The sequence below is a fragment of the Flavobacterium sp. M31R6 genome (assembly GCF_013284035.1).
GTDB lineage: Bacteria > Bacteroidota > Bacteroidia > Flavobacteriales > Flavobacteriaceae > Flavobacterium.
Genome location: NZ_CP054141.1, coordinates 3,961,973 through 3,983,646 on the forward strand (window position 1 = coordinate 3,961,973; position 21,674 = coordinate 3,983,646).

Here is a 21,674-nt window from a genome sequence, read left to right on the forward strand (position 1 = left end):
AAAAAATATGGACGAAAAGCTTAAAATTAAAATATCAATTGCTGACAGAGTTTACCCGCTAACGGTAGATTTCGCTCAGGAAGAAGGACTTAGAAGTGCTTCAAAAAAAATTGATGCGATGATTAAGCAGTTTGAAGAAAATTATGCTGTGCGAGATAAACAAGATGTATTGGCTATGTGTGCCTTACAATTTGCTTCTCAAGCAGAACAAAAACAGATTGATAATGCTATAAATGGAGAAGAAACCATTGAAAGATTAAACAAAATCAATTTGCTTTTGGACGAATATCTCGAAAATTAAACGTTCTTTACAAAGACTAAGATACTGCCTACATTAGTTCATATTGGTAAACTCAACACTAACAATTTAGAATGAGCAAATCATCACTACTAAAGCATGCCACGCTTCGGCGAGGAAACTTGAACAGTGAGTTAGCTCAAAACTTGTCTTTTCGAGTTTATACAACTTCTAATGTAGGCTTTTTTTATATATAAATTTTTAACAAACATGGACATCATAACAATAATTATTTCAGGAATTACAGGTATTGCATTAGGATTTGGTATTGCCAAAATCATCGAAAAAAGCAATATCTCTAATTTAATTAAAAGTGCCAAAAAAGAAGCAGCCTCAATACTAAAAGACGCTAATCTTGAAGCCGAAAACATCAAAAAAGATAAAATCCTTCAAGCAAAAGAAAAATTCATTGAATTAAAATCGGAGCATGAACAAGTAATTCTAGCCAGAGACAAAAAAGTTGCTGAAGTAGAAAAAAGAGTTCGTGACAAAGAATCCCAAATTTCAAATGAATTATCAAAAGCTAAAAAAGTAAATGATGATTTTGAAGCAAAAACTGCAGAATACGAGTCTAAAATTGAAAATTTAGAGAAAAAACAACTAGAGGTTGACAGACTACACAAAAGTCAATTGCAACAGCTGGAAGTTATTTCTGGACTATCTGCCGATGAAGCCAAAGAACAACTTATTGAAGGCCTTAAAGGTGAAGCGAAGAGCAAGGCAATGTCTCATATTCAAGACACTATTGAAGAGGCTAAATTAACAGCACAACAGGAAGCCAAAAAAATCATCATCAACACTATCCAACGAGTTGGTACCGAAGAAGCTGTAGAAAACTGTGTATCTGTTTTCAACATTGAATCGGATGATGTAAAAGGTAGAATCATTGGACGTGAAGGTAGAAACATCAGGGCGCTTGAAGCAGCAACCGGAGTTGAAATTATCGTTGACGATACACCAGAGGCGATTATTCTTTCTTGTTTCGACCCTGTGCGTAGAGAAATTGCCCGTTTGGCATTACACAAATTAGTAACAGACGGACGTATCCACCCAGCACGTATTGAAGAAGTAGTTGCCAAAACAACTAAACAAATTGATGATGAAATTATCGAAGTAGGTAAACGTACCGTGATTGATTTAGGAATCCACGGTTTACATCCAGAATTGATAAAAGTAGTTGGTAGAATGAAATACCGTTCTTCTTACGGACAAAACTTATTACAACACTCCCGTGAAGTTTCTAAACTTTGTGGAATCATGGCAGCCGAATTAGGATTAAATGTTAAACTTGCCAAAAGAGCTGGTTTACTTCACGATATTGGTAAAGTGCCGGATGCGGAAAGTGATTTACCACACGCATTATTGGGTATGCAATGGGCTGAAAAATATGGTGAGAAAGAAGAAGTTTGTAATGCAATTGGAGCCCACCACGACGAAATAGAAATGAAATCGTTACTATCTCCAATTATTCAGGTTTGTGATGCTATTTCGGGTGCAAGACCAGGCGCAAGAAGACAAGTTTTGGATTCTTACATTCAACGTTTAAAAGATCTTGAAGAAGTGGCTTACGGATTTAATGGCGTTAAAAATGCTTATGCTATCCAAGCCGGTAGAGAACTTCGTGTAATTGTAGAAAGCGAAAAAGTATCTGATGAAAATGCGGCTAATTTATCATTTGAAATCTCTCAAAAAATACAAACTGAAATGACTTATCCAGGTCAAGTAAAAGTTACCGTGATCAGAGAAACCAGAGCTGTTAATATCGCAAAATAAAGCCACTATACGTTGCCAAAGCAACAGAGAGTAAAATACCAAAAAAATCCAAATCCCAATTTATCAATAATTGGAATTTGGATTTTTTTATTTTAAAGTCAGATGATGTTTCCAAAAACACACTATTGCTGGCTCTTTAGTCCTGATGGAAGCGGCATCTCCCGATTTAGAAAAACAAGGCTTTTTTGCCGTAGTTTTTGTTAATCGGGAAATATAGCGAACAGCAGGAACTATATTTACCGATAATACCTATTGTTTCGCTCCTTATTGTTTTTTTAGCCTTTCTTGAAATAAATTTTAAAGGTGGATCCAAAATTAAGAGTACTTTCAACCTCGATTTTACCTCCCATGTTTTCAATTTGGTTTTTGGTAAGATATAAACCAACTCCCCTCGCATCGTTGTTTCTGTGGAACGTTTTATACAATCCAAAAATAGAGTCTTTATGCTTTTCGAGATCAATTCCCAAACCATTGTCTTTTACATTCAAGACAACAAAATCATCATTTGCCTCAGCTGTAAAAATGATTTTGGGTTCTTTGTTAGGATCGGAATATTTGATTGCATTGGTAACCAAGTTCAACATGATGCTTTCCAGATAGGCCGGCACGCAAAATACTTTTACTCCGCCAGGAACATAATTCATAACCTGAATTCCTTTTAGCTTAATTGACTCATTCAAAACGTCCAAAACTTTATCAATAAAACTATTGACTTTCAACAATTGCATATTGTTTTCCCGCTCGGTGTATATACTAACCAAATCGTTTAAATTTTCGATTGTAGAGAACAATTCATCCGAAACGATCTGAATATTACTAAACGTATCTTCATTCGAGAGAAGCCCTTCCTGGTGCAAATCCAGCAGTGATTTTATATTACCGCTATGAGTTCTTAAATTGTGGGATACAATATGAGCAAAATTCAGCAACTTATTGTTTTGGGTATTTACAATTTCGAGCATTTTGGCCAGCTCAATTTCTTTTTCTTTTTGGGCAGATATGTCGGTATGTGTACCTACGATTCGCATTGGCTTGTCATCATCGTCTCTTTCTATGACTTTACCCCTGTCCAAAATCCATTTGTATTTACCATTACAGAGAACGCGGTGACAGGTCTCATAAAAAGGAATTTTATTGTCAAAATGCAGATTTATGTTGCCATAATATTCATCTCTATCGTCTGGATGTACTCTTTCGTCCCATTCTTCGGGAGCGGCAACCAAATCTGATTCTGTCAATTCCAAAATTTTCATCGACTCTGAGGAATAATAGACTTTATTGGTTATCAAATCCCAGTCCCAGACTCCCCTATCCGATGCTTGTACCGCAAAATGATACCTTTCGTCCGCTACCTTTAATCTGATTTCCTGTTCTTTTACAACCGTTATGTCTGAAATCAGGCCGTAAAAAACCACCTCTTCATTATCACTTTTCTTCGGCGTGGCATCAATACGAATCCATTTATAACCGCTTTCTGGCATTAGCAGTCTGAAATCAATCTCCCACTTTTCATTGCTTGTAATAGCCTTTTCGTAAGAATCCAAAAAGACTTTTAAATCTGGTTCATAAATTTTATAATTCGATAATTTGTATGAGTCTTCCAGAAATTCATTTATGGAAAACTCATTCAAAAACTCAATAGGTTTACTCAAAAAATCAACTGAAATTTGTTTTTGGGAATTCACCCTTATCTGAAAAATAATATTCGGAAGCTGCTTAATTAAACTTTCGTATAATTTATTTAAGTCTTCTGGGTTTTTATTGGCTGTAAAAATCATAACTTATGATACTTCATTGATGTACTAACAAAAATATTGAATCCAAAACAGATATTAACATAAAATACTAGATTTAATACAAAAATTACTTCCTAGGATGATAAGCATTCATTACTTCTGTTAAAAATTTTCTATCCAAATGCACATAAATTTCTGTCGTAGTAATGGATTCGTGACCAAGCATCAATTGAATCGAGCGCAAATCGGCACCATTTTCCAACAGATGGGTGGCAAAAGAATGCCTGAAAGTATGCGGACTTATTTTTTTATTCAGATTGATTTTTACCGCCAAATCCTTGATAATAGTAAAAATCATAGCCCGCGTCAATTGTCGCCCTCTTCGGTTCAAAAACAAAGTATCTTCAAAACCTTTTTGAATATTTAAATGAACGCGCACTTCATTTCTATAAATTCCAATGTATTTTTGGGTCAAATCCCCCACTGGAACAAAACGTTGTTTATTCCCTTTTCCGGTAATTTTGATAAATCCTTCCTCAAAAAACAGATCGGATATTTTTAAGGCTACCAATTCGGAAACCCGAAGTCCGCAACCGTATAAAGTTTCCAGCAATGCCCTATTACGCTCCCCTTCATTGGAACTCAAATCGATTGCCGAAATAATGGCGTCAATTTCCTCGACTGCCAAGGTATCAGGCAGTTTGCGTCCTGTTTTCGGAGACTCTATCAATTCCAAAGGATTGTCATTTCTAAAATCTTCAAATATTAAATATGAGAAAAAGCTTTTCAAACCCGAAATTATTCGGGCCTGTGATCTAGGATTTACTTCTTTGGAAACAGCATAAATGAATTGCTGCACTGTTTCTTCATTAATGGTTATAGGCGAAACTTGAATCGAATTTTGATTCAAAAACAAACACAACCGCTCAATATCGAAAGAATAATTATCAATGGTGTTTTTTGATAAACCTCTTTCAATCTTAAGATAGGACTGATAACTCTTTAGATACGATTCCCAATTCATTTGAACAAAGTAAGAACTTTTTTAGGTAAAAAAAAACCTCTCGAGTTGAGAGGTTTTGATAAATCGAAATAATTAAACTACCATTTGTATAATAGTCCAAATTTAGGTTGAGCAAAGACATTGTTGAATAAATTCACATTAATCACTAAGTCGCTAGTACTTGAACCATTTTCAGGGTTTGCATTATTATAACTTAAAATCTCAGCTAGCGTAAATGTTGCAGCCCATTTTGGAGTGAAAAAATAATTGATTCCCAAATCAATATTGGCTTTGATACCATTATTCATATTAGTAGAACCATTAATATACTCTAATTTTGTATGGTTATAACCCAATCCCGCTTCTCCAAATGCCTTGAAATTTCCTAAATTCAAAAAATAATATCTTGCAAATACTCCGATTCCATACGAGCTTGATTTGTCAAGATTATTACTGTTAGGCAAATAAGACACTGTTGAGATATTAAAATCAGCACCTACAGCCCATTTTTCATCCAAAAAATAACCAAATTTAGGTGTTAACGCAAAATAATCGTTACTGCTGTCTCCAGTAGTTAAAGTAATTCCGCCTTCAAGCCACATATCTCCTTTTGAAAAAGTAGCCTTAGTCATTCCCGATTCTTGAGCATTTGCAAAACTAAAAGCAAAAACTGCTACCAATAATAAAATAATTTTTTTCATATTTTTTTGTTTTGTTTGTTAATACGTGAATAAATGTACGAAATACCGACTAACATTAATCAACCAAAACTTAATTTAATCTTAAAATAACTTCTTAAACTTCTATTTCTTAAAATAAAACAAAAAATTAAATAACTAAACAAAAACAGTTTAAGAAAAACTAAAAGAACAAATCACATTGTAGAATCCAAAAAGAGACTTTTATTCCTAACAAAACAACGATACTTCGTTTTATTAAAAAAAACAATGGCTTTTTGACAAAAAATACATCTTTAATCTATAGGGATTATTTATTTTTACAAAAACAAAAAAATTAAGAAATGAGCATGACTCTAAATTGGTCACTAGTACCAATTATGATATGCGAAACGTAGTTCGATGGCTCCAATAAAATAATAGCTCCCATCAATTACATATGACCTATAAAAAACAATAAATATCAACATATGAAAATAGCCATCCTTAATGGTCCAAATTTAAATTTACTGGGAAAAAGAGAACCTGAAGTTTATGGAACCCAAACTTTCGAAGATTATTTTGAACTTTTAAAAAATAAGTTTCCCAAAATAGAATTAACTTACTATCAAAGCAACATCGAAGGAGAATTAATTGGTAAAATACAGGAACTAGGCTTTAATTATGATGGTATTATCCTTAATGCTGGCGCTTATACTCATACTTCAATAGGAATTGGAGACGCCATAAAAGCAGTAACCACCCCAGTAATTGAAGTTCATATTTCAAATACTTATGCGCGTGAAAGTTTCAGACATCAATCTTATATTTCTGGAAATGCCAAAGGTGTAATTCTAGGGTTCGGTTTAAAAAGTTATGATTTGGCTATTCAGTCATTTTTATAGTATTTTTTTAACAAATCTTTACAATAAACCAGCTCTATTTACATGTAACAATCTTACAAAAAAGCGTCCAACATTAAAACTACAATTTATGAAAAATGCTTTTTTGTTCTTTTTTTTAGTTAATGGCCTTTTCAGTTTTGCCCAAATTAAAGGCAAAATAACTGACGATAAAGGAAATCCTTTGCCATCCGTTACCATTTATGAAGACAACACCTATAATGGAACAACTTCCAACGAGCAAGGCTTCTATGAATTAAGCACAAAAAAGCTCGGAAAACACACAATTGTATTTCAATTTTTAGGATTCAAAACTCAAAAACTAGATTTGGACATTACCTCTTTTCCTTATAATTTGGATGTAAAATTGGTAGAGGAAAGTTTTACTTTAAATGAAGTTGTGATTAATCCTAAAGACAATCCCGCCAATCAAATTATAAAGAATGCCATTGCCAGTAAAAAAGTAAACATTGAAAAAACAGCTAAATACAAGGCCGATTTTTATTCTCGAGGTATTTTCCGAATCAAAGACGCCCCGAAAAAGATTCTAGGGAAGAAATTAGACATGTTTGATGAAGTACTGGATTCCACCCGCAGTGGTATACTCTATTTATCGGAAACCGTTTCAAAAATCGCTTTCCAGAAGCCAGACAAAATGAAAGAGACCATTATCGCATCCAAAGTAAGCGGCAACGATAGTGGATTCAGTTTTAACAATGCTGCATCAGCCAATTTTGATTTTTATGATAATTATTTGCCATTTGATGTAAATGTAGTTTCTCCAATTGCTGACAATGCTTTTAACTACTATAAATACAAACTGGAAGGTTCCTTTTACAACGAAAACAACCAACAAATCAATAAAATAAAAGTCACTCCAAAAAGAGAATCAGAACCCGTCATGGAAGGCTACATTTATATTGTAGATGACAGTTGGGCAATATATGCAGTTGATGTTAACATTAAAGGAGAACAAATGCAAAATCCCGCGTTGAACTTATTGACTTTAAAACAAAACTTCAGTTACAATTCAGAAAGCAAAATTTGGGTAAAGAATACTCAAACTATCGATTTCATCTTCGGAATATTAAGTATTAATGTTTCGGGAAAATTCACTTATGTCTTTTCAAATTTTGAATTTGAACCAACATTCACAAAAAAAACCTTCACAAAAGAAGTTCTGACTTTTGAAGAAAATGCCAACAAAAAAGGAGACGAATATTGGAATACCATTCGTCCAATCCCTCTAACCATCGAAGAAAGTACCGATTACACCAAGAAAGATATTTTGCAGACCAAAAAGAAATCACAGGTATACCTAGATTCTATCGACAAAAAGAATAATAAATTCCACTTTTTAGATCCAATTACTGGCTATACTTATAAAAATTCCTTTCAAAAATGGTCTGCAAACTATGCTGGAATACTAACAGGTGTTAATTTCAACACGGTTCAGGGCTGGAAAATTGCTACTGGATTGTCCTATACAAAAAACGATCGTGAAAACGGGAAATACACTCGATTTGGAGCTGATTTTGATTATGGTTTCTCCGAAGACAAATTTAGGTCAACGGGAAGCTTTATCCATAAATTCAATAATACGAACAAAAGTGAAATTCAAATTTCAGGCGGAAATCGTGTAGCCCAGTTCAATGAAGAAAAGCCTATAAAAGAATTATTAAACTCCGTTACCACTTTGTTTTTCGAAGAAAATTTCATGAAGATTTATGAAAATAATTTTATCTCATTTTTATATCAACGAGAAGTAACTAATGGGATTTTCATGAAAGCCAAAGTCGATTATCTTGAAAACAAACCGTTATCAAACACCACAGACCAAACCTTTTTTCCAAAAGAAAAAAACTACACATCCAATAATCCTTGGGCACCGAAAGATTATACAATTCCTGCATTCGAAAAATACAATTTGGTAAAAGCCAAAGTGGAAGCTACAATCAATTTTGACCAAGATTATATCACACGTCCAGACGGAAAGTATAATTTTTCAAACGGAAATTATCCTATTCTGACATTGGGTTATGAAAAAGGATTTGCTGGGAGCAAAAAAAACTATGAATTTGATCATCTTAAAGCCAAGATCGAGTATAACGCAACTCTTGGAAACAAAGGCATTTTATCCTTGAATGCAAAAGGAGGCAAATTCTTTAATGCCGATCAAATTTCATTCGTAGATTACAAACATTTTAATGGCAATCAAACCTATATCGGGTTCTCTGAAAGTTATTTGAACGTATTCAATTTGATGCCTTATTACACCAACAGCACCAACGACAGCTATTTTGAACTGCATACCGAACACAATGACAAAGGCTATCTCATGAATAAAATCCCGTTGTTAAATCTGCTAAAATCAAACTTAGTTTTAGGTTATCACCTGCTAGCTATACCCAATAGAAATCCGTATGCCGAATACAGTATAGGCTTGGATAATCTCGGTTTTGGAAAATTCAAAATGTTCCGACTGGATTATGTTCGTTCTTATCAAAATGGATTTCAAAAAGACGGTGTAATTGTTGGAATAAAATTCTTGAATTAAATTTAATTCCAAATAGCAATAAAAAAACCAATACTTTTTGAACAGTATTGGTATTGCTTTTTATAATTATTTCTAATCCGGCTCAATATGAATCAAGACATGACCCAATTCCGGTATTTTCTCCCGTAGTGTGTCTTTTAGCAAATGGGACAAATCATGTCCTTCTTTTACCGTAATTGAACCTTTTACTCTAGCATGAAGATCAACATGGTATTTCATCCCCGCTTTTCTGATAAAACATTTTTCAGTATCAATAATTCCATCCACTTGATGAGATACTTCCCTAATTTCCTCAACCAAATCATCATACAAATGTTCATCCATGATTTCGCCAAGGGCGGGCCTAAAAATTAAATAGCTATTATACAAAATAAAAACTGAAGCAAACAATGCCGCCCAATCATCGGCTGCTTCATATCCTTTCCCTAAAAACAAAGCGATCGAAATCCCTATAAATGCAGCAATTGAAGTTAAAGCGTCGCTTCTGTGATGCCATGCATCGGCTTTGAGAGAAGAACTGTTGGTTTCTTTACTTCTTTTCATCACCAATCGAAACGAATACTCTTTCCAAAGAATGATGGCGCCAAGTACATAAAGCGTCCAAGATTTTGGTAATTCATGGGGAGTTTGAATATTTATGATACTCTCATAACCAATAATCGTAGCCGATGTAATCAAAAAACCAACTACCAAAAAGGTAATCAATGGCTCGGCTCTACCGTGCCCGTAGGGATGATTGTCATCAGCTGGTCTATTGGAATATTTTATCCCAAATAAAACCAAAAGAGAAGCAAAAATATCTGTTGTAGACTCTATTGCATCAGCCACTAAAGCATAGGAATTTCCGAAAAAGCCAGCCAATCCTTTTATAAGAGCGAGGGAAGTGTTCCCAATTATACTAAAATAGGTCGCTTTTATGGCTTTTTGCTCATTAGTCTTATCCCTCATATTCCAATTTATAATGCTAAAAATCGCTTAAACAAACTAATTTCAAATGAAAATTAAATTTATTTAAGCGATTTTAAATTGTTATTTCTTATTGTTTTTCTCGAACTATTTTTGCTCCTATTGCTCTTAAACGCTCATCTATGCGCTCATATCCTCTATCAATTTGTTCAATATTTTGGATTGTGCTGGTTCCTTTTGCAGATAATGCCGCAATCAATAATGAGATTCCTGCACGAATATCAGGAGAAGACATTGTTGTTGCTTTTAGAACGGATTTAAAATCATGACCTATAACCACAGCTCTATGTGGATCACACAACATGATTTTGGCTCCCATATCAATCAATTTGTCGACAAAGAACAAACGACTTTCGAACATTTTTTGGTGAATCAAAACATCACCTTTGGCTTGTGTTGCCACTACCAATACGATACTCAGCAAATCGGGTGTGAATCCTGGCCAAGGTGCATCGGCGATAGTAAGGATTGAACCATCGATATCGGTTTTTACTTCGTATCCATCTTTATGTTCTGGAATAAAAATATCATCTCCACGTTTCTCTAATGTAATTCCTAGTTTTCTGAATACATTTGGAATCACACCTAGATTCTCCCAACTTACATCTTTGATTGTAATTTCACTTCTTGTCATAGCCGCAAGACCAATCCAAGAACCAATTTCGATCATATCCGGTAAAATTCTATGAACACAACCACCTAATTTTTCAACTCCTTCAATAGTCAATAAATTAGAACCAACTCCTGTAATCTTAGCTCCCATAGAGTTCAACATTTTACAAAGTTGTTGCAAATATGGCTCACAGGCAGCATTGTAAACAGTTGTTTTTCCTTTGGCCAAAACGGCAGCCATAACAATATTGGCAGTTCCGGTTACAGATGCTTCATCCAATAACATATCGGCACCAACAAGTCCGTCCGGAGCTTCTACTCCATAAAAATGGTCTTCTCTGTTATATCTAAATTTTGCTCCTAAATTGATGAATCCTTCAAAATGGGTATCCAATCTTCTTCGCCCAATTTTGTCACCACCCGGTTTCGGGATATACCCTTTTCCAAAACGTGCCAAAAGCGGTCCAACAATCATAATGGAACCACGAAGAGATCCTCCTTCTTTCTTGAAAGCTTCGGTTTCCAGATATTCAACATTTACCTCATCGGATTGAAAAGTATAAGAACCATGTCCTAGTTTCTCAATTTTAACTCCCAAATTCCCTAAAAGTTTTATCAATTTGTTAATGTCGATAATATCAGGAATATTGTTGATTGTTATTTTTTCTGGCGTTAAAAGTACAGCACACAAAATTTGTAACGCTTCGTTTTTCGCTCCTTGCGGTATTACTTCCCCTTTTAGATGAACTCCTCCTTCTATTTTGAAAACTTCCATGTTTTTGATTTAAGATTCTTTGACTTAAAGATTCTAAGTTTCTAAGGCCCTAAGTTTCTAAGATTTCAGTGAACTTTCATTCAATATCTCAGAAACTTAGGGTCTCAGTTTCTTAGCATCTCTTTTTTATTTGTTTTTTTGGAACGGTTTTGGTTTTCCCGTTTTATTATTCTTGTTGCTTTGAATTTTTGGTTGTCCAGCCGGACCAATTTTATTAGAAACCCTCTTGTTGGTTCTTAATAAATCGGTGGTGTTTAATAATTCCTCTGAACTTTGCAGCAAATTCAGTTTCCCGTCTGATAATTCATAAAGATGCTCAAAAATCACGTCATCTTTTACAGTATCTTTATTCCAACTCAAATAGGACTTTTTCATGTGATTGGCAATTACTTTGACCAATGCGCTTTTCATTTCTCCTTCTTCCCATTTGTTGGCCACATCAATCATGTATTTGATGTTATTACCATAATACCTGTATTTTGGGTAATTTTGCGGGTATTTTAAAACATCAGGTTTCAATTGTAGCACTTCCCTTGACGGAATCGGATAAGGTGAATCGGCTACTAACTTAAAATCAGACATGATGAAAAGCTGATCCCAAAGTTTGTGCTGAAAATCCGGTACGTCTCTCAAGTGAGGATTCAAACTTCCCATTACCTGAATGATATATTTTGCAGCTTTGTTGCGTTCTGCATCATCTTCTATAATAGTAGCCTGCTCAATCAATTTTTGCAAATGACGACCATATTCAGGAATGATTAAATGCTTTCTTTCGGAATTGTATTCCAAATTGAAAACAACATCGTTCGCGTTTTCTTTTTTATATTTTTCGATCATAATTATAAGGAAACTATACCTTCTATTGTGGATAATTCTTGGTACTTGTCAATTATTTCTTGCGAATCCTTAACCATTAAATCCACCGAAATACTGGTAAATTTCCCTGTTCTGGATTTTGTTGTTTTGATTACTGCCCCCATGCAATTGAATGCATCTTCTACTTTCAGGATATTTTCCTCGGTTGTGGGAACTATAAATTTAAACAAATATTCTGCAGGCCAAGAATTACTTAGATCTAACTCGGCCTTCAGTCTTTCATAAAACTCTGCAGTCTCTTTTTCTTTATCGTTGTCCATTCTTAAATTAAAAATAAAGGCAAATATACGTTTTAGATTTTAGATTTTAGATTTTAGATTTAGGAATTATAAGTATCGTTTTAAGATTTTCAAAATAAGAAGTGCCTTTCTAACATTTTTCTTTTATTTTAAGATAAATTTCAATCAAAATTATGTTTACAAAAACACACTATGCCTCTCCTTTAGCCCTGATGGAAGTGGCATCTCCCGATTTAGAAAAACAAGGCTTTTTGCCGTAGTTTTTGTTAATCGGGAGATATAGCGGACAGCAGGAACTATTTTTCCTGAAAAAGCCCCATCTTTCGCTCCAAAATATTCGGCTGCAATTAGCAATCAATAAACTTTTTAATTTCCAATAAGTTTGAGTATTTTTGCCGCTTAATTACAGAAAGTGCAGAAAGAAATTATTGTTATCATTGGCGGCCCTGGTACTGGGAAAAGCTCTATTATTAAAGGCCTCGAAACGAAAGGCTATTGCTGTTATCCCGAAATTTCTCGTGAAGTTACACTGGAAGCACAGAAAAGAGGTATTGAACAATTGTTTCTGGAAGACCCTTTATTGTTTAGCCAAATGTTGCTTGACGGCAGAATAAAACAATTTAACAACGCCCAAAATGAACCTCATAAATGGGTATTTATTGACCGTGGAATCCCTGACGTTCTTGCTTACCTAGATTATATTGGTGATGATTTTCCAGAGCATTTTGATAATGCTTGTCGCGAAAATGTATATACCAAAATTTTTATGCTTCCGCCTTGGGAGGAGATTTATGAAAGTGACAGTGAGCGTTATGAAAACTTTGAACAGGCAAAAACAATCTACAAACACCTTACTAAAACGTACACAGATTATGGATATAATCTAATTGAAGTGCCAAAAGATAGTGTGGATAACAGAATTCTTTTTATATTAGATAAAATTTAGCAATTTCTTGAAAATCAAGATTGTAAATTATTAAAAATCTAAACCAGAAATAATGCCAGAAGCATTAGCAATTCTTCAAAAATATTGGCAACATACTACCTTTAGATCGCTACAAAAAGAAATTATTGATTCTGTTTTGAGTAGCGAAGATACTTTTGCCTTAATGCCCACAGGTGGCGGGAAATCGATTTGCTTTCAAGTGCCGGGTATGATGAATGAAGGGATCTGCTTGGTTATTTCTCCGCTGGTTGCCTTGATGAAAGACCAAGTTGCCAATTTGCAAAATCGAGGAATTAAAGCCATTGCTTTAACTGGAGGTATACGATCTGAAGAAATGATTGACTTGTTGGACAATTGTCAATTTGGAAATTATAAGTTTCTGTACGTATCTCCAGAGCGTTTGCAATCAGATTGGATTTTGGAACGCATAAAAAATCTTCCCATAAACTTGATAACTATTGACGAAGCGCATTGTGTTTCGCAATGGGGACATGATTTTCGACCGGCATATCTGAAGATTTCGGCGTTGAAAACCTATTTCCCAAAAGTTCCATTTTTAGCTTTGACAGCAACTGCCACGCCCAGAGTAAAAGAAGACATCATTACCGAACTGGGGATGCACAATCCCAAGCAGTTTGAAAAGTCTTTTGCCCGAAAAAATATTGCCTACATGGTTTTTGAAGTGGAAGACAAACTTTTTCGAATACAGCAAATTCTTAAAAAAAATCCCCAGCCTTCCATCATCTATGTTCGAAACCGAAAATCGTGTCTAGACATTTCTACCCAATTACAAACGTTAGGGTTTCAAGCCACTTATTATCATGGAGGACTTACATCCAGAGAAAAAGACAAAAACATGCAACTCTGGATGGAAGAAAAAGCACACGTTATTGTTGCCACAAATGCCTTTGGAATGGGAATTGACAAGCCTAATGTCAAAACCGTTGTTCACATTCAGTTACCCGAGAATATGGAAAATTACTATCAGGAAGCGGGACGTGCCGGAAGAAATGGCGAAAAAGCGTATGCCGTTTTATTGACTAGCCCATCGGATATTATCCAAACCGAAAGTCAGTTCATAAACGTTTTGCCGGACAAAGCCTTTTTGAACACCATGTATGTCAAACTCTGCAATTATTTTCGCATAGCCTATGGAGAGGGGATAAACGAGGAATTCTCTTTTAATTTGCATCATTTTTGTTTAAAATACGGATTTCCAACACAGAAAACATTCAATGCAATGCGTTTTTTGGACGGACAGGGCGTTCTGACTTTGTCCCAGGAATTTTCGGAAAAAATCACATTACAATTTTTAATTCCATCCAAAGAAGTCATTCGTTATACGAGTTTGAATCCCAATGACGAGGAAATCATTTTGACTATACTCAGGAATTATCCTGGAGTTTATGAAATGCAAACCGCATTCAATTTACCAATGATTGCCAAGAAGTCCCATCATTCCGAAGTCGAAGTACTAGCCGTATTGCACAAACTAAAAGACAAAGAAATTATAGAATACCATTCTAAAAATAATGACGCTACATTAATTTTCAATGAAATTCGGGAAGACGAAAGAACGATTAATAAAGTTTCTAAATATTTATCAAGACAAAACGAACTCAAAAAAGAACAATTGCAATCGGTACTTAATTATGTAAAGGAAAAGAATGTTTGCAAGAGCAAAATGATTTTGGATTATTTTGGCGAAAAAGCAACTACCAATTGCGGCATTTGTTCCTACTGCATAACACTGGTTAAACCTAAAAAAGATTACAATGCTCTTTCTAAAAAAATTATGACTTTATTGCAAGGCGAAGATTTAAATTCAAGAGAAATTCAAGAGAAGACAAAAAACACTTCAGACGATGTTACCTTTGTATTGCAACAATTACTGGAAGACGATCTTTTAATAATTCAAAAAAATAATAAATACACTTTAAAAGCCTAATGGAAAAATTAAGAATTATATTTATGGGAACTCCCGAATTTGCCGTTGGCATTCTGGACACCATAATCAAAAACAACTATGAAGTGGTAGGTGTAATAACAGCCGCTGACAAACCTGCAGGAAGAGGACAAAAACTAAAATACTCGGCGGTAAAGGAATATGCACTGGAAAATAATTTAAACTTATTGCAACCTACTAATCTAAAAGACGAGAGCTTCCTTGAAGAATTAAAATCATTAAACGCTAATCTGCAAATTGTTGTTGCTTTTAGAATGTTGCCAAAAGTAGTATGGGAAATGCCATCATTGGGAACATTCAACCTGCATGCTTCATTGCTTCCTAATTATAGAGGAGCAGCGCCGATTAACTGGGCAATTATCAATGGAGAAACCAAAACTGGTGTGACTACTTTTTTTATCGATGATAAAATAGACACCGGAGCGATGATTTTAAGTTCCGAAACAGCAATCGATGACACTGAAAATGCTGGGCAATTGCACGATAGATTAATGCATTTAGGATGTGATACTGTAATAGACACATTGAAAGTAATTGAAAGCGGAAATGCAACAACTACAATTCAGAATGATTCTTCAGACATCAAAACGGCATACAAACTAAATAAAGAAAATTGCAAAATTGATTGGTCAAAATCGATTACAGAAATTTACAATTTGATTCGAGGCTTAAGTCCATACCCCGCTGCTTGGTGTTTTTTTGGCGACAAAGGCGAAGAATGGAATGTAAAAATTTACGAATCTAAAGCTATTACAGAAGAACATAATCACACTATTGGCAGCTTATTTTGCACCAAAAAAGAAATGAAAGTTGCAGTAAATAAAGGTTATATTCAAATAGTATCCCTTCAATTCCCAGGAAAAAAGAAAATGACTACTGCTGAATTATTAAACGGTATTACTTTTTCAGAAAGCGCAAAAGTCTATTAATGTCAATAAAAACAGGAGTTAAGTGCTATTTTTTTCAGAATTTTAGCCAACTTTATGAACAAAGATTGTAAGTTATTAACAAAATACACTAAAAATGTATAAAACACTTGCAAAGACCGTATTTCCTGTTAATTTTGTTCTAATTAACAATTATTTTAACCAACAATTAACATCAAATTATTATGAACAAATCAGAATTAATCGACGCTATCGCTGCTGATGCAGGAATCACAAAAGCTGCTGCAAAATTAGCATTAGAATCATTTTTAGGAAATGTAGGTGGAACTTTGAAAAAAGGTGGTAAAGTATCTTTAGTTGGATTCGGATCATGGTCAGTATCTTCAAGAGCTGCAAGAGACGGAAGAAATCCTCAAACTGGAAAAACTATTCAAATCGCTGCAAAAAATGTTGTGAAATTCAAAGCTGGAGCAGATTTAGAAGGAGCAGTAAACTAACTATAGTTTATCTTATATAATTAAACCTTCCGATTGGAAGGTTTTTTTTTGCTTTTAAACGATTAAAATCGAAAAAATTTGGTTAGTCAATTTAAATTTTCTTAAATTTAATTAAAAATATCGCCTTATGATTTCAGAAAAATTAAACAAAGGATATTTACTTATTGCTGAACCATCAATAATTGGAGACTTATCATTTAATCGATCAGTAATCCTCTTGGCAGATCATAATGCGGATGGCTCTGTAGGCTTTATCATGAACAAACCATTGAAATACACCATCAATGATTTGATTCCTGAAATTAATGCCAATTTTAAGATTTTTAATGGTGGACCTGTAGAACAGGATAATCTTTACTTCATTCATAACATCCCCGAATTAATACCGAATAGTATCGAGATTTCCAACGGAATTTATTGGGGAGGTGATTTTGAATCAACAAAAGAACTCATTAATAAAGGCCAAATAAAAAAAGAGAACATTCGTTTCTTTTTGGGATACACAGGATGGGAAGAGCACCAACTTGAAAAAGAAATGGAAGCCAATTCTTGGATTATCACCAGAAACAATTACGAGAATAAAATAATCGGAAAATCAACTGCTCATTTCTGGAAAGAACAAATCATAGAACTGGGAGGTGAATACCTTATTTGGTCCAACGCTCCCGAAAACCCTTATCTAAACTAAACCAAGTTTAAAGATTCATTCAGTTTTGCAACTAAAGTTTTAGAAACTTCAATCGAAAATTCTCTTTTTCTGTATTTTGTAATTGGTTGTACACCTTTAATAACATTTGTCACAAACAATTCATCCGCTTTTTGAAGATCAAAAGGCGAAATAATTCCCTCTATTACTTCAATAGCAGTCATTTTTTTTGCCAATTCTAAAATTTGTTTCCTCATAACCCCATTCAAACAACCTTCTGAAACTGGAGGAGTGATTAGCTTATTGTCTTTTAGCATAAAAATATTACCCTGTAAAGCCTCAACAACATTTTTCGCATCATTTAATAGAATACAATTATCTAATCCGTTTTCACTAGCATAAATACTTCCTGTCACGTTTATCAGACGGTTTGTCGTTTTAATTGAGGACAATAATTGCTTAGTGACGTAAAAATCTTTGTACAAATCAACTTCATATTCATTTTCATTAAACAAATATGCTGTATTTTCAAGGTGAATAGCATGTATCAAAAAAGAAACCGTATTGTTTTGTGGTAAATAATATCCTCCATCATTTCTATAAACCGTAATTCTAGCTCTTGAAGACGATTCTATATTATTATTTTTAACCAAAGTAAGAATTTGTTCTTCTAGGTATTCCATCGTAAAATTCATTGGAATTTCCATTCGAATCACACGCATTGATGACATAAGCCTGAAGTAATGATCTTCTAAAAAGAGAATTTTCCCACTTACAATTTTCACAGTCTCAAAAACTGCATCACCATACAAAAAGCCTCTATTTTGCACCAATATATTTGCATCCTCAGACACTATCGAACCATTAAAATTTATCATACTATTTTTCAAAAAAAAGTCACGCTAAAAAGCGTGACAAATATAAGTTATAATATACAATTCTACTACACCGAACCTATAACATGTTTTAGATCTGAAATTTGATTTTCCCAGAGCTGGGTCGCTTCTTCAAGTTCCTCTTTATGAGCAAAATCAACCACCATCAAAGAAACATCTTTGGTCAATTCATCGACCAAGATATTCAACTCAAAAAAATATTCGGTATCCTTATTGTTGTCATCAACCCATTTAAACTTCACTTTCTCCCCTGATTTTTTGGAAGCCAATCTTGCTTTCTCTTGGGAGTCATTCCAGATAAAAGTAAAAAACTCACCACGAGAATTTACATTATCGGCAAACCATTCAGACAAACCCGAAGGTGTCGAAATGTATTGATACAACAATTGAGGAGAAGAATTTATGGGGAATTCTATTTCGTAACGCACTTTTAAATCCATGAATCTGTCTAATTTTGTCTAATATTCTGGAAATATATAGATTATTACCTCAAAAAAAAAACGTTTTCAAAAAAAATTTTTTTTTGTTGTTTTTCGCTTGCAAACTCTAATTATTGTTTTATATTTGCACCCGCATTCAGGGATAGGATATATCCCAAATATGGCGAGGTAGCTCAGTCGGTTAGAGCGCAGGATTCATAACCCTGAGGTCACGGGTTCAACTCCCGTCTTCGCTACAAAAAACAAACCCTTAAACATCAATTGTTTGAGGGTTTTTTATTTGTACAATGTCTTAAAATTTCATTTGTTGTATACTCGGAGTGAGAAACTGAAGTGAGGAATTTTATAAATTGAGATATAAATATTAAACAAAAATAAAGATATAAATGAAATCGAGCTTTTTGTCTATATCTTTAATTTCCTAAGCTGACAGAGCTTTTCGAGCTAAACAATACTCTTTTATAGAAGAATTTGTGTTTACATCAAATCAAAATAGTATTTTCGGCAAAAATATAATAGAAAGCAGAACTCGAAAAGAGAATGTCAAATCCCTAAAAAGAGCAATAGAACAATATGGATATAGTCAAATTTAAAATCACGTCAAAAACGATAAAAGTAGAAGTTCGCAATTCGAATAATTATGTTTTTAATTTCAATACTGCTTTAGAGATTGAGGCAGCCGATCGAGACGTTTTATTAAGACTGTACAATGCGTTAGATCTTCTATTCAAGAAAGAAAATACCAGCGAAGTGAAAAATTATATTTCCCCCAATCAAACGAATATACTTGACCAGATTAATGAAGTTATCGATTTAGAAAAGAAGGAATAAAAAAATTACCGGTTAAGTTATTTTTTGGACAAAACCTTTTAAACAAAAAAAAGACAGGAACTTAAATCCCTGTCTTTTTAAACTCTAAAAGAGTACTACCAACCAAATTTATTTATTTTTATTTTGCTGCAGGAATAATGTCAATTATCACGGTACGGTTATAAAAACGTTCTTCAGGAAGTTTATTTTCAAAAGGAGACATACTTTCGTCTTCTCCAAAACCATGCACTTCGAATTTTACATCACTTCTGCCTGAATTCGACAATGCGTTTTCCATAATACCTTTTACTTCATTGGCTCTATCCAAAGATAAATTCAAATTATAAGACTCTTCACCAATGATGTCCGTGTGACCATGAATGATGACAACACCGTTTTTAGGTATTTTAGGCGTAACAACCTCTCTCAAATATTTCTCATACATGGCAATTGCTTTTGATTTATTAAATTCAAAAATTATGCTATATCTAAGACCTTCTTCTGTTTTAGACGGTGTCCAAAGCACCATATGAGTAGTGGTTACTTTTTCTTCAATTTTACCACTTTTGGTTTTCCCAATCATTTTTACTCTATAATCCCCCTCAGAACGAGTTCCCATGATACTTTTACCCGGAATGCTTACTTTTTCTTGCGTATAAGGACCAAAAGTTTTCATTTGCCCGTCTATATCAGTAGTTTCCAAAGACCATGACGAATACGCTTGTCCTGCACCAGTTGCATCAATGGTAACATAACTGTCTATAGGTGCTTCTTGAACAGTGACAAACTCTAATGGTTTTAATACAGCATCAGGACCGCTTTGAAATTCCATCAATAATTCAGGCGAATTACTTTCGATGGAAACTCTACGGTCGCCCTCGCGAAGCAATTCCAATTCTTTTGTCCCTCCAGGTTGTTCAGATGGAATATTAGGTTTTAACTGCCCTCTAGTAGTTATTCTTGTCGAATTTATTCCGAAAACATTAACTAAGTATGTTTTGATAGATTCGGCCATCACAACACCATCTTCGGATCCTTTTTCTGAAGAACCAACAAGTGTAATAGTTGTTGAAGGATTTTTTACCATTCGATTCCCCAAAATATTGATTACATTATAATAAACCGTCATTTGTCGTGCAGAACGACCCGATGGATTCACAGAAGCCGTAACTCCTCCTATCTGATCTTCATTGAAATCTTTTACGTTTTCTTTTTGCAATAATTTGTAACGACTTGGTATTTTATTTGATTCAAGATCATAAAAAACATAATTACGTAAAGGGAATACCTCTCTTACGTTACGTTCTTCCGGAATATTCTTAGGCGCATGGACCGAAAACTGAACCGAAGATTCTACCACTTCTGGAGTTTCCGCTTTACTTCCTTGTCCAAATTTAAGCGCCATACCTACCCTAAGAGTGCTTAAACTCCAAGTCTCGGTTGAACGTGGATGTTGTCCAAAATAAGGCTGAAAATTCACAAACGGAGACAAAAGAAATTGTGTTTTATGTTTTTGTGAAGATAACGGAATGTCAAACCCTGCTCCAACTTGCATAGAAATAAGTGTTTCGTCAATATTGTCAAAATCACCTCTTACCTCAGGCGATGCTTCTTGATTGGGATAAGCAGGATTAATTCCTAACTGATATTTAAATGATTTATCCACATTGAAAGCCAAACGCGGACCTCCGTATATATAAAAATTAGATTTAAAAGGCGCAATACGAATGCTTGGCTCTACAGTGATATAACTTAATTCAGTAGATAAATCTGCGGGGCAATTACAAGGAGTGGCTTTCTGATCAAAAGAACCTTTTCTACTGTCATAACCTGCCTGAAACATAAATCCCAATATTGTATTCGGTTTATAAAATTCAATAAGCGGTGCCAAATAAAGCCCTGCTCCTTCTCCATTATGAAAAGTCACCGGGGGAGTTAAACTCGAATTAAGCTGATGTGTCGAACCACGGTAAAAACTATAGTTGGTGGCAGCTGCAACACCAAAGTACCAAGAAGGTTTTGTGTAACTAACCTCTTGTGCCTGAAGCTTTGTTTGAGCACTTAAGCACAACAACGTCAATAAGAAAAGGCTGTTTAAGAGAATATTCTCTGAAATCCACGTTGTATATGATTCCGTTTTAAAACTAATTTTAGTTTTCATTTTATGTCTATTTAGATGTTATTTTTTTATTG

General features: G+C 34.1%; 20 protein-coding genes and 1 tRNA gene. 11 read left to right on the forward strand and 10 right to left on the reverse strand.

The genetic code is table 11. The annotated features are described in order from the left end of the window. The first annotated feature begins 7 nt into the window (after nucleotides 1-7). Together HQN62_RS16500 and rny are read left to right on the forward strand one after the other, a co-directional pair. Nucleotides 8-301 carry a cell division protein ZapA gene (locus HQN62_RS16500; RefSeq protein ID WP_111410667.1) on the forward strand — a complete coding sequence of 98 codons (294 nt, stop codon included), beginning with the start codon at nucleotides 8-10 and terminating at the stop codon, nucleotides 299-301. A gap of 207 nt (nucleotides 302-508) precedes the next feature. Beyond that, nucleotides 509-2,071, forward strand: coding sequence for a ribonuclease Y (rny, locus tag HQN62_RS16505; RefSeq protein ID WP_116797386.1), 1,563 nt, complete (start codon nucleotides 509-511; stop codon nucleotides 2,069-2,071). 275 nt (nucleotides 2,072-2,346) lie between these two features. Here the strand turns inward: rny and HQN62_RS16510 are convergent, their stop codons facing one another. The 3 genes from HQN62_RS16510 to HQN62_RS16520 form a co-directional block, all read right to left on the reverse strand. Further along, complete coding sequence (locus tag HQN62_RS16510) at nucleotides 2,347-3,849, reverse strand: PAS domain-containing sensor histidine kinase (protein WP_173505184.1); 1,503 nt, start codon at nucleotides 3,847-3,849, stop codon at nucleotides 2,347-2,349. Nucleotides 3,850-3,934: 85 nt separating this feature from the next. Next, the gene (locus tag HQN62_RS16515) at nucleotides 3,935-4,831 is read right to left on the reverse strand and encodes a site-specific tyrosine recombinase (protein WP_116797384.1); all 897 of its coding nucleotides are present in this window, start codon (nucleotides 4,829-4,831) and stop codon (nucleotides 3,935-3,937) included. A 77-nt stretch (nucleotides 4,832-4,908) separates the two neighbouring features. Further along, nucleotides 4,909-5,511, reverse strand: a complete 603-nt coding sequence (locus HQN62_RS16520) for an outer membrane beta-barrel protein (RefSeq protein ID WP_116797383.1) — start codon at nucleotides 5,509-5,511, stop codon at nucleotides 4,909-4,911. Nucleotides 5,512-5,957: 446 nt separating this feature from the next. On the opposite strand from HQN62_RS16520, the gene aroQ reads away from it, so the two are divergent. After that, nucleotides 5,958-6,371 carry a type II 3-dehydroquinate dehydratase gene (gene aroQ / locus HQN62_RS16525; protein WP_116797382.1) on the forward strand — a complete coding sequence of 138 codons (414 nt, stop codon included), beginning with the start codon at nucleotides 5,958-5,960 and terminating at the stop codon, nucleotides 6,369-6,371. Nucleotides 6,372-6,459: 88 nt separating this feature from the next. Next, nucleotides 6,460-8,925, forward strand: coding sequence for a DUF5686 and carboxypeptidase regulatory-like domain-containing protein (locus HQN62_RS16530; protein WP_173505185.1), 2,466 nt, complete (start codon nucleotides 6,460-6,462; stop codon nucleotides 8,923-8,925). 72 nt (nucleotides 8,926-8,997) lie between these two features. Here the strand turns inward: HQN62_RS16530 and HQN62_RS16535 are convergent, their stop codons facing one another. The 4 genes from HQN62_RS16535 to HQN62_RS16550 all read right to left on the reverse strand — a co-directional run bounded on the left by HQN62_RS16535 (nucleotide 8,998) and on the right by HQN62_RS16550 (nucleotide 12,414). Further along, complete coding sequence (locus tag HQN62_RS16535) at nucleotides 8,998-9,873, reverse strand: cation diffusion facilitator family transporter (protein ID WP_173505186.1); 876 nt, start codon at nucleotides 9,871-9,873, stop codon at nucleotides 8,998-9,000. Between the two features lie 88 nt (nucleotides 9,874-9,961). Further along, nucleotides 9,962-11,278, reverse strand: coding sequence for a UDP-N-acetylglucosamine 1-carboxyvinyltransferase (murA, locus tag HQN62_RS16540; protein ID WP_116797380.1), 1,317 nt, complete (start codon nucleotides 11,276-11,278; stop codon nucleotides 9,962-9,964). A 126-nt stretch (nucleotides 11,279-11,404) separates the two neighbouring features. After that, nucleotides 11,405-12,115, reverse strand: coding sequence for a DUF4290 domain-containing protein (locus HQN62_RS16545; RefSeq protein ID WP_116797379.1), 711 nt, complete (start codon nucleotides 12,113-12,115; stop codon nucleotides 11,405-11,407). Nucleotides 12,116-12,117: 2 nt separating this feature from the next. Next, complete coding sequence (locus HQN62_RS16550; protein WP_111410678.1) at nucleotides 12,118-12,414, reverse strand: DUF493 family protein; 297 nt, start codon at nucleotides 12,412-12,414, stop codon at nucleotides 12,118-12,120. Nucleotides 12,415-12,805: 391 nt separating this feature from the next. Here HQN62_RS16550 and HQN62_RS16555 point away from each other — a divergent pair, with 391 nt between their 5' ends. From HQN62_RS16555 to HQN62_RS16575, 5 genes are all read left to right on the forward strand, one after another. Beyond that, nucleotides 12,806-13,339, forward strand: coding sequence for an AAA family ATPase (locus HQN62_RS16555; protein ID WP_173505187.1), 534 nt, complete (start codon nucleotides 12,806-12,808; stop codon nucleotides 13,337-13,339). 52 nt (nucleotides 13,340-13,391) lie between these two features. Next, entirely contained in the window at nucleotides 13,392-15,287 is a 1,896-nt protein-coding gene (locus HQN62_RS16560; RefSeq protein WP_173505188.1) for a RecQ family ATP-dependent DNA helicase, read from the forward strand. Further along, entirely contained in the window at nucleotides 15,287-16,234 is a 948-nt protein-coding gene (gene fmt / locus HQN62_RS16565; RefSeq protein WP_116797376.1) for a methionyl-tRNA formyltransferase, read from the forward strand. The genes HQN62_RS16560 and fmt overlap by 1 nt, the downstream gene beginning before the upstream one ends. Nucleotides 16,235-16,416: 182 nt before the next feature. Continuing rightward, complete coding sequence (locus tag HQN62_RS16570; RefSeq protein ID WP_077375548.1) at nucleotides 16,417-16,689, forward strand: HU family DNA-binding protein; 273 nt, start codon at nucleotides 16,417-16,419, stop codon at nucleotides 16,687-16,689. Between the two features lie 127 nt (nucleotides 16,690-16,816). Next, the gene (locus tag HQN62_RS16575; RefSeq protein WP_173505189.1) at nucleotides 16,817-17,377 is read left to right on the forward strand and encodes a YqgE/AlgH family protein; all 561 of its coding nucleotides are present in this window, start codon (nucleotides 16,817-16,819) and stop codon (nucleotides 17,375-17,377) included. Here the strand turns inward: HQN62_RS16575 and HQN62_RS16580 are convergent. Continuing rightward, nucleotides 17,374-18,213: an aminotransferase class IV gene (locus HQN62_RS16580; RefSeq protein WP_173505190.1), complete on the reverse strand. Its 840-nt coding sequence runs from the start codon at nucleotides 18,211-18,213 to the stop codon at nucleotides 17,374-17,376. The two genes, HQN62_RS16575 and HQN62_RS16580, sit on opposite strands and share 4 nt — an antisense overlap. Before the next feature lie 65 nt (nucleotides 18,214-18,278). Next, a complete protein-coding gene (locus HQN62_RS16585; protein ID WP_116797373.1) occupies nucleotides 18,279-18,671 on the reverse strand; it encodes an START-like domain-containing protein in 393 nt (130 codons plus the stop codon). Between the two features lie 162 nt (nucleotides 18,672-18,833). Between HQN62_RS16585 and HQN62_RS16590 the strand changes: the two genes are divergently transcribed. Both HQN62_RS16590 and HQN62_RS16595 read left to right on the forward strand, forming a co-directional pair. Further along, nucleotides 18,834-18,907, forward strand: a tRNA-Met gene (locus tag HQN62_RS16590). A 337-nt stretch (nucleotides 18,908-19,244) separates the two neighbouring features. Then, nucleotides 19,245-19,502, forward strand: coding sequence for a hypothetical protein (locus tag HQN62_RS16595; protein WP_116797356.1), 258 nt, complete (start codon nucleotides 19,245-19,247; stop codon nucleotides 19,500-19,502). A 118-nt stretch (nucleotides 19,503-19,620) separates the two neighbouring features. Here the strand turns inward: HQN62_RS16595 and HQN62_RS16600 are convergent, their stop codons facing one another. Then, a complete protein-coding gene (locus HQN62_RS16600; protein ID WP_173505191.1) occupies nucleotides 19,621-21,642 on the reverse strand; it encodes an OmpA family protein in 2,022 nt (673 codons plus the stop codon). Nucleotides 21,643-21,674 lie beyond the last annotated feature (32 nt).

Bases quoted from the DNA above. Each gene is read 5' to 3' on its own strand.
- HQN62_RS16560 (WP_173505188.1), top strand. From the start codon at position 13,392: ATGCCAGAAGCATTAGCAATTCTTCAAAAATATTGGCAACATACTACC.
- HQN62_RS16570 (WP_077375548.1), top strand. From the start codon at position 16,417: ATGAACAAATCAGAATTAATCGACGCTATCGCTGCTGATGCAGGAATC.
- HQN62_RS16515 (WP_116797384.1), bottom strand. From the start codon at position 4,831: ATGAATTGGGAATCGTATCTAAAGAGTTATCAGTCCTATCTTAAGATT.
- HQN62_RS16510 (WP_173505184.1), bottom strand. From the start codon at position 3,849: ATGATTTTTACAGCCAATAAAAACCCAGAAGACTTAAATAAATTATAC.
- HQN62_RS16500 (WP_111410667.1), top strand. From the start codon at position 8: ATGGACGAAAAGCTTAAAATTAAAATATCAATTGCTGACAGAGTTTAC.
- murA (WP_116797380.1), bottom strand. From the start codon at position 11,278: ATGGAAGTTTTCAAAATAGAAGGAGGAGTTCATCTAAAAGGGGAAGTA.
- HQN62_RS16580 (WP_173505190.1), bottom strand. From the start codon at position 18,213: ATGATAAATTTTAATGGTTCGATAGTGTCTGAGGATGCAAATATATTG.
- HQN62_RS16535 (WP_173505186.1), bottom strand. From the start codon at position 9,873: ATGAGGGATAAGACTAATGAGCAAAAAGCCATAAAAGCGACCTATTTT.
- HQN62_RS16520 (WP_116797383.1), bottom strand. From the start codon at position 5,511: ATGAAAAAAATTATTTTATTATTGGTAGCAGTTTTTGCTTTTAGTTTT.
- aroQ (WP_116797382.1), top strand. From the start codon at position 5,958: ATGAAAATAGCCATCCTTAATGGTCCAAATTTAAATTTACTGGGAAAA.
- HQN62_RS16545 (WP_116797379.1), bottom strand. From the start codon at position 12,115: ATGATCGAAAAATATAAAAAAGAAAACGCGAACGATGTTGTTTTCAAT.
- HQN62_RS16530 (WP_173505185.1), top strand. From the start codon at position 6,460: ATGAAAAATGCTTTTTTGTTCTTTTTTTTAGTTAATGGCCTTTTCAGT.
- HQN62_RS16600 (WP_173505191.1), bottom strand. From the start codon at position 21,642: ATGAAAACTAAAATTAGTTTTAAAACGGAATCATATACAACGTGGATT.
- HQN62_RS16585 (WP_116797373.1), bottom strand. From the start codon at position 18,671: ATGGATTTAAAAGTGCGTTACGAAATAGAATTCCCCATAAATTCTTCT.
- HQN62_RS16550 (WP_111410678.1), bottom strand. From the start codon at position 12,414: ATGGACAACGATAAAGAAAAAGAGACTGCAGAGTTTTATGAAAGACTG.
- fmt (WP_116797376.1), top strand. From the start codon at position 15,287: ATGGAAAAATTAAGAATTATATTTATGGGAACTCCCGAATTTGCCGTT.
- rny (WP_116797386.1), top strand. From the start codon at position 509: ATGGACATCATAACAATAATTATTTCAGGAATTACAGGTATTGCATTA.
- HQN62_RS16595 (WP_116797356.1), top strand. From the start codon at position 19,245: ATGGATATAGTCAAATTTAAAATCACGTCAAAAACGATAAAAGTAGAA.
- HQN62_RS16575 (WP_173505189.1), top strand. From the start codon at position 16,817: ATGATTTCAGAAAAATTAAACAAAGGATATTTACTTATTGCTGAACCA.